The following is a 12,438-nucleotide window of genomic DNA, read 5'->3' as shown; positions in this document are numbered from 1 at the left end:
ATGGCGGTACTGATCACAGGAGGAGCAGGATTTCTGGGAAGGGTTGTAGCTCGACACTTCGAATCTCCGGTAATTCTCGATTTAAAGGAGAGTAAGGAAGGTGTTTTCGAGTTTGGTAGTATTACAGCATGGTCAGATATTGCTGAGGTTTTCAGGAAGCACGATATTGATGGCATTATCCATACCGCAGCAGAGCTTTCTATAAAGGCTGAAAAAAGTCACATGGATGCGTTTAGAGCAAATGCTGAAGGAACACTAAACGTACTCGAAGCGTGCAGGATTTTTGACGTGAAAAAAGTCGTTTTCACCAGCAGCCATTCCGTTTACGGCCCGAAAAGCTATCCCTTTACCGAATTCTCCTACAGAGACCCAACAACCTTTTATGGAGCAACCAAGGCGTGCTCCGAAATTCTCGGAACTTACTACAGATACAACTACGGGATAGACTTCAGAGCTGTGAGATTGCCAATCCTCATAGGTCCCCTGAGGAAAGGTTTGGGGGCAAGTGTTGTTTTCTCATCCCTAATCGATGATGCCTTCTTCAAAGGTTCGTCCGTTATATCTTTGCCCCAGGAAGCCAAGCTCCCGGTTCTCTACGTGAAGGATGCTGCAGAGCTTGTTTTCAAGCTTTACAGTAAAGATTGCGTTTCACAACCTATATTCAACGCTGGTGGTGTTGTCCTCTCAATAAAGGAGATCATGAAAGCGGTGAAGAAATTCATACCTGAATTCAAACCAAAATTCAGGATTGATGATGAAAGCAAAAAAATAGCTCAGCAATGGACGCTCATGACCGAAATGGTGGAGAAAACAGGAGTTATTGACAAATACAGCAGAATTGAAGAGCTTGACTGGGAGATAAGGTGGAAAAATCCAGAGGAAATTGTTGAAGACCACCTTAGAACGCTTGCAGAGGTGAAAGAATGAAGGTTATGGTGGTTGGAGCGGGGCTAATGGGAAGAGGGATTGCTATGGCCATTGCAGAGAAGCATGAAGTTATTCTGCAGGATGTCAGCGAAAAGGCATTGGAGGCTGCAAGAGAGCAGATTCCAGACGAGCTTTTGAGAAGAGTGGAGTTTACGACCTCCCTTGAAAAGGCCAGAGACTGTGACATTGTGATGGAAGCTGTTTTTGAAGACCTTAACACCAAAGTTGAAGTTCTAAGAGAGATTGAAAAGCTCACCAAAGCTACTCTCTGCTCCAACACGTCTGTTATAAGCGTTGATGATATAGCGGAGAAACTTGAGAATCCGTCGAGGTTTATGGGAGTTCACTGGATGAACCCGCCACACGTGATGCCCCTCGTCGAAATCGTTATTTCGAAATACACGGACAGCGAGGAAATCTCCTTTGTGGAGAGTTTTTTGAAAGGGCTTGGAAAGGAGGTCGTTGTTTGCAGAAGTCAGTCCCTCGTAAACAGGTTTAACGCAGCCGTTCTCAGCGAAGCCTCGAAAATGATTGAAGAAGGTGTAGGAGGTGAGGAGATTGACAGAGTTTGGAAGCACCATCTTGGACTTCTCTACACTCTCTTTGGCCCTCTTGGCAATCTCGACTACATCGGCCTTGACGTTGCCTACTACGCCTCCCTCTACCTCTACAACAGGTTTGGCGATGAGAAATTCAAGCCACCTCAGTGGCTGCAGGAGAAGATAGAGAGGGGAGAGGTAGGAGTGAAGGCAGGAAAGGGAATATACGAATACGGACCTAAGGCCTATGAGGAGAGGGTTGAGAAGCTAAGAAGACTGCTGGAGTTTCTGGGACTGCAATGAATGAGCCAACAATTGCTGCAATGTTCCTTCTCACCTTAACCGCTTTTACAGTCAGAGTTGTGACAGGCTTTGGCAGCGCCATTCTGCTCTCTCCAATCTTCTCCAATTTGATGCCCCCCAAAGAGGCCGTGGTTCTCATAATCCTCCTTGAATCATTTGTTAACCTGATTTTTCTTTTCAAGGAGAGGATGAACTTCAGTCTGAAGGAAATCTATCTGGGAGCCTTCTCCGGGATAGCCGTGGGAATTCTTTTCTTCGGCTTCTTACCTCAGGAAATCATTGGACTTGCGATAGGAATTGGGATGGGAATTATGGCTGCCGTCATGCTTTTTGGTGTGGACTTAAAGGTAAAAAGAACCAAACCACTTTTCCTCAGCATGGGTTTTCTCAGCGGAGCAATGGGGGTTATAACTGGCGTCAACGGCCCTCAAATCGTAATCGCACTTGCAAATCAGGGCTATGCGGCAAGCTACATCAGGAGCTTTATGATTACGTATTTAGTGGTCATAGATACCGTCACGCTCTCAGCGTTTTTCGCCTTTGGCCATGTTAACTCCGAAATTCTGGCCGATTTTTTCACTCTCGCTCCCTCCATCCTCATCGCATACTTAGTGGGGAGCAGAATACTTTTGAGGACGGATGGGGAGAGGTTGAAGAGGATAATTCTTGGAGTTGTCGTTTTACTCTCTTTGGTGGTGAGTCTGAGATATGGAGGTGGTTTGATTGGATGAAAGCTTTGAATTTTTCTGTGTGAGAATCGTTTTCGGATGGGGGAGGCTGTGCAGCCTTGAGGAGGAAGTTGAGAGGCTTAAGGGTAGAAAAGTAATCTTCATCGTTGACAGGGCTGTCAAAAAGTTTGTTGAAGAGCAGGACTTCAGCTTCGACTACGAGGTTTTTTCGGATGTAGAGCCAGAGCCAGAAATAAGCGTTGTTGATGAAATCGTTGACCAATTCACCTTCGACACAGTGGTGGGTGTTGGAGGAGGGAGCACTCTTGATGTTGCAAAGCTTACAGCTGTTGCCGGAGGAGAAAAAGTTAAAGCGCTGGATTTGATGGAAAAAAAGCTGCCTGAGAGAAAATGCAAGCTGATACTCTGTCCAACAACGGCAGGCACAGGTTCTGAAGTCACAAAACTCGCAGTCTTCAAAATTCCGGGAAGAGAGGTTAAGTATGTCTTCGACGACGAATCTCTCTATGCCGATACAGCTTTAGTTGATCCAAAGCTTACGATTTCCGCACCTCAGCACGTGACAGCAAGCTCTGGTATAGATGCACTCTGCCACGCCATCGAGGCGTACACGTCTCTATACTCAAATCCAGTCTCGGACATGTTTGCTGAGAGGGCTTTCAGAATTATACCGAACGCTTTGAGGGAAGCTTATGCGAATGGTGGGAATGTTAAAGCCAAAATTCAAATGGCATTTGCTTCTCTTCTCGCAGGAATTGCCTTCAACTCCGCCGGGACTTCATTGGGGCATGCGCTCGGCTATGCGCACAACCACATCCACAACAGCCCCCACGGCAGGAGTGTAGGGATGACGATGCCTTACGTTCTGCAGTACAACGCCATCGCGAACCTTGAGAAGCATGCGAGGATTGCGAGAGCCCTCGGTGAGGAGGGCAAATCTTTGAGAGAAACAGCCCTTAAAGCAGGAATCGGTTTTGCCAAGCTATTAAAGGATGTTGGAATTCCCTACAGGCTGAGTGACGTTGGAACGAGTGAGGATGACGTTGAGGAGATTACCGAAAGAATTTTCCTTAGCGAAAAGCACGTTCAGAGAAATCCCAGAATCGTGAGAAAAGAGGATGTTAGGGAGGTCGTGAGAAAGTCAATTAACGGACTTCTTTGGGAGGAAGAGTACTGAGAAGCCGTTTACGGTTATGGTATCGACCTTCATTTCATACTTTTTGCTGTAGTACTTTTCGTAGAGATACCTTAACAGGTTAAGGTGGAGTTTCGAGACGGCTTCGCTTCTCATGTCGTGATAGAAGACGAAGTTTATCTTCTCCCCGTCCCTCTGCACCTCAGCATGCTCAGCCCTGTTCAACAGGTTCCAGAGCTTTCCAACAGTTTTAAGCAAATCTTCAAAATCGAGGTCGCTTATCGGCTTCTTCGAGAGGTACTTGACGGCCATCTCAATCATACTTTCTTTCACAGCCCTCTCAGCATCACACTCAGCGAGGGCGGTGTAGTGGTCCTTCGCACACAGCATGAAGTTCAGCTCTTTGACAAATGCGAGGATTAGTATGTCATCTTCTCTTAAACTGCTAAGGTTGTCAGAAGCATAAAGCAAATCAACTGCCTTTTCAACTACGCTGCTTGTTGTCCTGTATTTTTTCTTCAAATCCTCGATTTTCCTCACTGTATCAGATGACACTGTCGTGTGAAGCCTGATTTTTACCATGGTTTTTTATCGTTCCACACCTTTAAAAACCTATCCCGAAGAAATTTTTTATATTGGTAAATCTACTGAAAACATGCAACCGGTTGGTCTTGACATTGGCACGAATTACACCAAGATAACTGCGGATGGTAAAAATGTTCTGCTTTATCCTTCCATTGTGGCTTATGGTGAAGAGAAGGACTGGAGTCTGAAGGGGGAGACTAAGAGCGTTTATATTGGCGACGAGGCTCTTTCCATAGTCCAGTCGATGGAAAACGTTGAAGTTCTCAGACCCCTTCATGAGGGTAGGGTGCTGCACACTTCTTACCTCGAACTTGCAAAATACGGTCTAAGCAAACTCAAGGTGAAGAACGGGATTATAGCAACAGGGCTTCCCGTTAAATCGTCTCGAAAGGAGAGAGAAGAGCTGAAAAAAGAGCTTGAATCCGCTTTAAATTCGAAGGTTCTGATATTTCCTGAGCCTGTTGGAACTATGGCTTACATGGGGATGGAAACCGGAGTGTGTGTCGATATAGGCTTTGGAACGACTGATGTGCTCGTAATTGCAGACATGGAGTACCTCAAAGGAGATACGATGCTGATGGGTGTTGACAAGCTTTACGAGAACCTTGAAGTCGCTGTCAGAAACAGGATTGGTATCAGCATAACTCCTGAAGAGATGACCAAGCTCCTTACTACAGAGGGATACGAAATTGGAAGGATAAGGGGAGGAAAGAAGGTAAGCGTCAGCAGGGACGAAATAATGCCGGAGTATGAAGGCTACGTAAAAACGTGGGTGGAAAGGATAGCGAGCAGGGTTAAGCTCGTTCTTGAGGGATTATCGACGACGCTGGTGGAGAACTTCGCAATTACAGGTGGAGGAAGCATGCTGCCCGGAGTTTACGAGATGTTCAAGGAGAGCTTCAGCGATATTGGGGACGTCAAAAGACCTGATGAGCCGATAAAGGCTAACTCCATCGGATACTACATCCTCGCTAAGTCACTTGTTGAGGAGGAGAAAGGAGGAAAGGTGGAGGCTGAAGCCGAAATTCTCGACGCTGAAGAGACCAAGAAAGGGAGGAAGAGCAAGAAATGAAGATAACAGTGGAAATTCCGCCAGATATGGAAAGACTGTTGATGAAAAAGTGCGAGGAGTCTGGCGTCACTCCATCCGAGTTCGTCTACCTTCTTCTTGAGTGGTACTTTTTCAAAAGGGGAAAGAAGGCAGAGGTTACAGGCGAGTTGAACGAATTTATGAGGGTGGCTAAGGAGGTTGCAGATGAGAGGGTGAGGTTCTGCAAGTTCAGCGATGGAGCTTACTGCGCTGTTGAGACTTTCGAAGACGTGTTTTCTGACAAGGAGCCCACACCCATATCTCCCTACAGGTGTCTTTTCTGCTTATACTACGTTGACAAGAGAAAAGATAAACGCAGAACTGAGTTCAGGGAGCTCACGGAGGCGAAGATGTACGACCTAGCAAAGATCGCAGCGAAGTTCGTAGTTGAACTCTACGGGGACAGGCTCGGATACAGACCGAAAACGAAGTCTGAAAGCATCGTCGAGTCCAAGGAAGAGAAAAAGGATGAGAAACTACCCAAGGTCAAAAAACTTCTCGATTGGTAAGGTTGGTCTGAACATAAACGGCGATTTGAGCGAAAAGGAGATAGAGGAAAGAGTCAAAATTGCCGAAAAGGCCGGAGTCAGAGTAATATGGATTGGGGAATTTGAGGGATTTGAAGACCCATTCAAGGTGGCTGATGTTGTTAGCTCATGCAGTAATCTGAAAGTCGGATTCGGGGTTCTTTCAGCACAGAAAGGTTGTGAAAGAATAGTTTCGGGCGTTGAAAGGCTGAGAGAAAGATACGGTGACAGATTCATTGTCGGGGTAGGAGCGGGAAGCTACGCAGACCCAAAGGAAGGATATGGGAGGCTCAAAAAATGTTTAGATTTTTTGAAAGATCTTGACGTTCCTGTTGTTGTCGGTGCAGGATCCCCAATGACCACCGCTCTCTCTAAAGGGACGGATGGCGTTCTGTTTAATTCGGTGAAAGAGGAGTTCATATCGTGGCTTCTCCGCTATGCTGACACACCATTCAAGGCAGCCTACGGTCCTGCTTTGATTTTACCGAGCAACAATGAAGAAGACCTGTTATTAGCAGCAGCAATAGTCTTCACAGGTAGCAGGAGGCTCATAGAGGAGTTCCAGTTTGAGAGAATTGCTAATGAGCTGCTGAAAGTGGACATCATGTCCCTCGTTAGAACAAGATGGGAAGGAGGAAGTATTGCGGACTGTGAGGGGGCCGAGGCTCTTTTCAAGTATAGAGACTTCCTGCTCGATAACTTCACCATAAGCGGGAGTGCTGAAGATGTGAAAGCAAGAATAAAGTCCTTGCTTCAACTCTGCGACCATGTCGTGCTCGCAGACCCCTTTTTCCGCGATATTGAATCCGTCAAAAAGCTAAAAGAAGTGGTTGTATGAGGAACGTTATCAGATTAATAAACCCATATGATGCCGGCCTTTTTCCCGAAGACTTTCCTGACAAAGAGGTTGTAAACCTCGCCTCGAATGAGAATCCGTATGAACCGAGTGAGGAGGTTAAAGAGGCGTATTTGAGAGCCGTAAACAAGATTTCGAGATATCCAAAAGCAGATTACTTCCGGCTGAAAGAGGCGATTGCAGAATATACGGGCTTTGAGGTGAAGAATATAGCAGTAGGTTGTGGGGCTTCTGAGATAATCTCGTGCATCTGCAACGTTATAGTTGAGGAGCTTGACAGAGTCGTGATTCCGATGCCTTCCTACACGCTCTACTCCATCTATGCCATGCTCCGCAACGCATCCATCAGCTTTCCCGTTTTTGAGAAGTACAATGTTGATGCGGAAGCCATCGCAAAGGAGAAGCCGAAGCTCGTGTTTTTGTGTTCTCCCAATAACCCCACAGGTAACAGTTTAAGCAGGAAAATTGTCGAAAGAGTTGCTGAAAGTGCGGATTATGTTGTGCTTGATGAAGCGTACGTCGAGTTCAGCGACGATTCCAAGATAGATATGGTTGAGGAGTTTGAAAACCTCATTGTGCTCAGGAGCTTCTCCAAGTTCTTCGCCTTGGCTGGAATGAGGGTTGGGTATGCTGTTTGCAGTGCAGAGATTGCAGAGGCAATTGAGAAGGTCAGACTTCCCTTCAGCATCAGTCATCCGGCAGTAGAGACGGCAATTGCTGCATTAAAGTCACTGGACTACTACGAGAACGTCAAGAAAGAAATAGTCGCTGAGAGAGAGAGGTTGATTGCGGGGCTTAGGAGAATTGACTGGCTCGAAGTTTATTCATCCGATGCCAATTTTGTGCTTGTAAAGGCGAATAAAGAGGGCGTAGTGGAGAAGCTGGCTGAGAAAGGCATCCTTGTCAGAGATGCGAGTGTTATGGGGCTGGAAGGGCTGCACATCAGGATTACAGTTGGGAAACCTGAGGAGAACGACAGGCTAATTGAGGCTTTTAAAGAAATTTAAAAGAGGTCGTCAGATGTAAGTACCTCAACACCGTCAACCTTCATTTTCCTGTCGCTCACAACCTTGGCTTTCAGTTTTTTGGCAGCAGTTATGCATTCTGCAAGCTCAACGCCATAGTCGAGGTACTTTGCAATGTCCTCTTCCGGAACCTCAATAACTTCGAGGTTCATTTTTAAACCAACCTTTGGCGGAAGTTTTCTGTAGCTCTCTCTTGTAACATAGACTTTTCCACCGTAATTCCTCTTATTTAGTTCCAAAACACCCTTTGAGTCAGCCACAATTCTCAGTGGAAGTTCGGGAAGTGGCATTGAGAGCAATATGTACACTCCAGCAGTCATCAAAATCCAGATTACAACTAGAGAGACTATGGCAAAAATTCCTCTCACGAATTCCTCAAGTCTGATAACGTTGAGAAGAACGAGGGCAAGGAAGCCAAAGAGTACGAAAGACGTTGAGATGAGTAAAGCTGCTACGGTGTCTCTTCTCCTTACCTCTTTGATCAGCTCTTCAAGCACAACCTCGAACTCGTCCAAATCAACCACCTCTCAAAAGCATTGGTATGCAGCCGTTTCTCACAGCTATTTCGGCCACATCTCTTCTCGTCGTTACCAGCGGTCTCTTTATCATGATTGCAGCGGCGATTGATTCCGCATACTTTCTCTCCAATCCCATATCTATGAACCTCTCCACAAGTTCTTCATCGGGAGATATAATAATGCTTCCGGGCAGAGCATTGGATGGTGTGGAGTATATCCTCCTGCCGTAAGCTCTCAGAAGTGCATAGTTTTGAGGTGTGACGGCCTCAGATGTAACAACAACACCCCTTCTGGTCATCAGGGGAACGAAAACAACAGCCATGAAAAGTACGTAAGTTGCAGGAAGCATCATTGCAACGTAGCTTTCCAAAACCTCAACAGGAATTTCCGGGACAGTTAAAGAGGGAAGAGAAACAGATATTGGCAGTGAGACAGGCTGTGGCTGTGCTGGCTGCGCAGGTTGGGCAGGTGGAACCTGGCCACCAGATGATGGTCTACCACCACCAGCACCTCCAGCACCACCCCCCGCTCCGCCTCCTCCTCCACCTGGACTTGGAAGTGTTTGGGAGAAGCCTTTCAGAGTTGCCCAGCCAACTATGTAGTTGCCCTCCACAAAGGTGGCAGGCAAAACGTAAACCTCACATTTATCGGAAAGTCTGGCCCTAGCCTTTGCGTAAAAAACCGGAACCTTATCGCTGGTCAAAGAGCTCTGAAACGTTCTGTTTCCCCCCGGTGGAAGATGGAAAGTTTCGTTAAAAAGGGGTTCTCTCTCGGTAAAAGTGTAATCGTCAATTTTCAGAACGTACCAGGCATCGAAGCTCACATTGACATCCTGATCGAGTGGGTTCTTTATTTTGAATTTTGCAGACCAGTTATCTCCAATTTGCTCCTTTTCGATTGATATAAGCAAATCCACTCCGTAATCAACAGGTACTGAACTCTTAAGCTCAAAGGACATGTCTGAATCGGGTATTTGAACTGAATTTCCTGAAACCAGGATTGAAAACGACCTTTCGCCATAGGCAGGGACCTCAGAGCGGAATTCTAGAGCCTCTCCAACTTCACAGCCAACACATTTCAGAAAATTGGCTGGTTTGGGTATTGTGAGGTTTACTTCAACACTCTCAGCGTAATTATTCCTCATGGTGAAAGTAACGTTAACACCACCACCCTCCCTTTTTGCGGTGCTAACGACTTCAAGGGGGAAATTTTCTGGAGTGAGAGTCTTGTAGGGGTCTATCTTTAGGTTTGAGTTTGCAGAAATAAGCGGGATATAAACGTATTCCCCCCTGTAGGAGAGGTTGACATCGTAAAGGTCGAAGGTGTAAGGGTTCGTGAAGTTGACCACAATCCAGTCCCTTCCAACCTGCTGGGTGGCGTTGGGGTAGAATACAACCTCTCTTATTTCGTAAATGCAAGCCGTTGTGGGAGTAATAAGGATGGCCAGGATAAGAAGAAATTGTAAGGGCTTCATCTCCTTAACCCTATAACCAGCAAAATCAAAAAGAGGCCCAGCAATGCCCCCCATATTACCACGTACCCTCTGACAGGCATGGTTGGAAGCGGTAACATCGAGAATTCTGCCGTGTAGAATGCTATGCTTCCTGCTGGAAGACTTCCCCTCCACATCGGAGAGTTTCCAGCTGGTGGTTCAGCAAACGTGAGCTTCCAGTTCGAGTTGACATTGATTTCGAGGTTCCTTATGTCCGTGTCCGTGCCAATAGGAATGGTAACAGACTTGAAAAGCAATCCGCTGTCAACTATGTCTGCGTTGTACTCAACAGTAAAGCTCAGAGTTTTTCCAGGTTCTATCGGATACCAGATTTCGTAAACAATTACAGTGTAGTCCTCCTTCTCCTCCACACTAACTTTAAAGGTTTTGCCGTCAGAATAAGCCTTAACGTCTGAAACTTTCACAGCTTTCCTCTGCTCTGTAAAAGGAACTGAGATGAAAGCAACCTTTAGCGGTTCAACCTTCTGGAGCCTTATCTCACCTATACCCGGCACAACAGGTTTGTCGATTAGATTTTTCAGAGTGATGTCATAACGAACATGTGCAAGGGAGTTAACATCCACAGTAATTTTGAAGTCGGATATTTCCTCAACTTTCTGAGCCTGAGCGGTTACAGGCAAAATTAGGAGCAATGCAATCAGCAATAACTTCCTGACCATCATTTTAAAAAAAGTAGGTGAAATTTAAAAAATTAACTTCTTTTTCTGTAACTAACGATAGCAACCAGTCCAGCAAAGGCCGTTGCGAGGGCCATCACCGATTCATAGCTCGTTGCCTTCGCACCGCTTACAAGGGTTATCTTCGGTGAGGTCTGCTCGTTCATGGAGAGCATTGGGTCAATACCGACCAGGAACGCATCGAGGACTTTGAAGTCTCCAGACCCTTGCACCTGGTAGAAGATAACCACTGACTGGTTGGCGTCGATTTCATCGTAATCCATGTAATCTCCGTCTCCATTGGCTCCTCCTTCAAGCGGGTATAGTCTCCACCAGTATCCTTTAGTATATCCGCCCATTGGATTATTGACATTCCCGATTCCCGAAAACATGCTTGAATTATTAACCCAGTTGCCGTCTTGCCTCACATCTGTCCAATTGTCGTTCCAGTTATACTCGCTAAATCTTTCAGGAATCAAATCGTAAACGTAAACATACGGAGATCTCTCGCCTCCAAGGTTTTCCACAACCAGCCAGACATCGAATACATTGTCTCCAGCACTTGCATTTGCCTGAACATACTTTGTAACCTTAACGAGGTATGTTCCGATGACGTATATCTTCTCAATCACTATAAAGTCGCTGCCGTATGTAATGTTTGCAGCATTAGCCGTGTTGCTTGCTGTTCCCCATCCATTTGTATCATCCTCTATCAGCTTAAAGGTGGCGTTTGCCCAGATTATGGGAACTTGGTCGTATGTGAATTCCATATTTCCAGTGGTGTAAGATGTGGATTCTGTAAGCTGCTGGTTTGGCTCGTAACCACATATTACATTTGGTGAGTCTAGAGCTGTTCCTCCGCTGCAGTTCAAATTGTTAAAGTTGTTATTCTGCACATAATTTGAGAAGTCTCCCTGCTGAGTTGCCCAAAGAGTGACATTCGTAACAACATACGTAAGCCCACTTGCAGTGTTGGTTATGGTGGCATTGCCCATCCAGTTGTTGTTTGCATCCGGACCGCTCTTGTTTACTGCGATACTGGCATTTCCGAATGCAAAAACATCCACAACTTTTGCTCCACTGACGTTTCCACTGCTTATACTGAACTCGAAAACCGCAAAGCCAAACGGCTCAAACCGAGTGGTGAAGGCGTCATTGCTCGTGTAGTTTCCTTCGACCTGGAACGATGTGTTAACTGAATTAGAGGGATTATTGAGATTAAGGCTGATTCTTGAAAAGACAATTGTACTATCAGCCGCTCCTGTGTAGTTTCCTGAATATGTATTAACATTTCCGTTGTTTGTTGTGGGTGTACCTACAACTTTCAGCGTCTTCCAGTTTTGGCTTCCGAAGTGCATTGTGTCATTGCTTAAATATTTGACAATTTTCATAGATGCTGTTGCTGTGTTTGGTAGTTGTGTATTACCTAACCAAGTGATATTGGGTGAAACATTAAGATACACAGTCCACGTGAATTCCCCTCTCGAAGGAATCTTGAACGGATCGTACCTCTCCTCCACAACAAACGGTGCTCCATCAGCGAGACCTGCTTCACTGTCATTAACATCGTAGAAAACACTCACAGTTTCACCGGGCGCTAAAACCGGTATGTGGATAAAGCAGTTAGCTCCACTCGTATTGAAAACTCCCTGTTTGTTTATTTTGTCAGGAACTGCAAGCGAAGAACCTGCAGAAACATCCGTCCTTGAACCCTCATAAGAGCATTCTCCCTTCAGATTCGGAATGTCTACTGCAACCCACACATCGTACAGATAATCATCCGGATCGTTGTTCGTTATGTTAACGAACCCCGTTACGTTTGTCTGGTAGCTGAACTGAACGTTGCCGTTGTTCTCTATGCCATCTGGTGTAACAGTGCTCCCTATCTTCTCCTCTATGTTAACCTGCAGTGGTGCTGCCGCTGAAGTGTTAATGGTTATTATTATGAGTGTAATTATTATCCCTACGAGCCCTATTTTCCGAAATCTCTCAACTGCCATGCTTGTGATGGTAATAAGCATATATAAAAAATTTTCGAGTTTTTGAATACATCGCAAATGAAGAATATAAACCCT

13 protein-coding genes are annotated in these 12,438 nt (G+C 45.8%); 8 read left to right on the top strand and 5 right to left on the bottom strand.

The window, feature by feature from the left end; genetic code table 11:
- The 4 genes from H0Z19_RS02325 to H0Z19_RS02310 are packed head-to-tail and all read left to right on the top strand — an operon-like array spanning position 1 to position 3,635.
- On the top strand, positions 1 to 927 hold the full coding sequence (locus H0Z19_RS02325) for an NAD(P)-dependent oxidoreductase (protein ID WP_290723418.1): 927 nt from the start codon (positions 1 to 3) through the stop codon (positions 925 to 927).
- Positions 924 to 1,769, top strand: a complete 846-nt coding sequence (locus H0Z19_RS02320; protein ID WP_290723416.1) for a 3-hydroxyacyl-CoA dehydrogenase family protein — start codon at positions 924 to 926, stop codon at positions 1,767 to 1,769. Before H0Z19_RS02325 ends, H0Z19_RS02320 begins: the two co-directional genes overlap by 4 nt.
- Entirely contained in the window at positions 1,766 to 2,500 is a 735-nt protein-coding gene (locus tag H0Z19_RS02315; protein ID WP_290723414.1) for a sulfite exporter TauE/SafE family protein, read from the top strand. The genes H0Z19_RS02320 and H0Z19_RS02315 overlap by 4 nt, the downstream gene beginning before the upstream one ends.
- Positions 2,493 to 3,635: an iron-containing alcohol dehydrogenase gene (locus H0Z19_RS02310; RefSeq protein ID WP_290723412.1), complete on the top strand. Its 1,143-nt coding sequence runs from the start codon at positions 2,493 to 2,495 to the stop codon at positions 3,633 to 3,635. The genes H0Z19_RS02315 and H0Z19_RS02310 overlap by 8 nt, the downstream gene beginning before the upstream one ends.
- On the opposite strand, the gene H0Z19_RS02305 is transcribed toward H0Z19_RS02310, so the two are convergent.
- Positions 3,600 to 4,175 carry a hypothetical protein gene (locus H0Z19_RS02305; protein WP_290723410.1) on the bottom strand — a complete coding sequence of 192 codons (576 nt, stop codon included), beginning with the start codon at positions 4,173 to 4,175 and terminating at the stop codon, positions 3,600 to 3,602. The genes H0Z19_RS02310 and H0Z19_RS02305 overlap by 36 nt on opposite strands.
- A gap of 73 nt (positions 4,176 to 4,248) precedes the next feature.
- On the opposite strand from H0Z19_RS02305, the gene H0Z19_RS02300 reads away from it, so the two are divergent.
- Genes H0Z19_RS02300 through hisC form a run of 4 tightly spaced genes read left to right on the top strand, consistent with a single transcriptional unit; the run spans position 4,249 to position 7,658 of the window.
- Positions 4,249 to 5,250 (top strand): rod shape-determining protein, encoded by a 1,002-nt coding sequence (locus tag H0Z19_RS02300; RefSeq protein WP_290723409.1) that lies wholly within the window; start codon positions 4,249 to 4,251, stop codon positions 5,248 to 5,250.
- Positions 5,247 to 5,777: a hypothetical protein gene (locus H0Z19_RS02295; protein ID WP_290723408.1), complete on the top strand. Its 531-nt coding sequence runs from the start codon at positions 5,247 to 5,249 to the stop codon at positions 5,775 to 5,777. Before H0Z19_RS02300 ends, H0Z19_RS02295 begins: the two co-directional genes overlap by 4 nt.
- The gene (locus H0Z19_RS02290; protein WP_290723407.1) at positions 5,737 to 6,633 is read left to right on the top strand and encodes a hypothetical protein; all 897 of its coding nucleotides are present in this window, start codon (positions 5,737 to 5,739) and stop codon (positions 6,631 to 6,633) included. The genes H0Z19_RS02295 and H0Z19_RS02290 overlap by 41 nt, the downstream gene beginning before the upstream one ends.
- Positions 6,630 to 7,658, top strand: a complete 1,029-nt coding sequence (gene hisC / locus H0Z19_RS02285; RefSeq protein ID WP_290723405.1) for a histidinol-phosphate transaminase — start codon at positions 6,630 to 6,632, stop codon at positions 7,656 to 7,658. Before H0Z19_RS02290 ends, hisC begins: the two co-directional genes overlap by 4 nt.
- Here hisC and H0Z19_RS02280 read toward each other — a convergent pair.
- From H0Z19_RS02280 to H0Z19_RS02265, 4 genes are read right to left on the bottom strand one after another with little or no spacing between them, the layout of a single operon-like run.
- Entirely contained in the window at positions 7,655 to 8,191 is a 537-nt protein-coding gene (locus H0Z19_RS02280; RefSeq protein ID WP_290723403.1) for a hypothetical protein, read from the bottom strand. The genes hisC and H0Z19_RS02280 overlap by 4 nt on opposite strands.
- A 1-nt stretch (position 8,192) precedes the next feature.
- The gene (locus H0Z19_RS02275; RefSeq protein ID WP_290723402.1) at positions 8,193 to 9,722 is read right to left on the bottom strand and encodes a hypothetical protein; all 1,530 of its coding nucleotides are present in this window, start codon (positions 9,720 to 9,722) and stop codon (positions 8,193 to 8,195) included.
- Positions 9,665 to 10,369: a hypothetical protein gene (locus tag H0Z19_RS02270; protein WP_290723401.1), complete on the bottom strand. Its 705-nt coding sequence runs from the start codon at positions 10,367 to 10,369 to the stop codon at positions 9,665 to 9,667. Before H0Z19_RS02270 ends, H0Z19_RS02275 begins: the two co-directional genes overlap by 58 nt.
- A 29-nt stretch (positions 10,370 to 10,398) precedes the next feature.
- A complete protein-coding gene (locus H0Z19_RS02265; RefSeq protein WP_290723400.1) occupies positions 10,399 to 12,363 on the bottom strand; it encodes a hypothetical protein in 1,965 nt (654 codons plus the stop codon).
- Positions 12,364 to 12,438 lie beyond the last annotated feature (75 nt).

Source organism: Archaeoglobus sp., from assembly GCF_017656475.1.
In the GTDB taxonomy this organism is placed as follows: Archaea; Halobacteriota; Archaeoglobi; order Archaeoglobales; family Archaeoglobaceae; genus Archaeoglobus.
The sequence above is the reverse complement of the archived record's forward strand: the minus strand, read 5'-3'. Positions and strand labels throughout refer to the sequence as shown.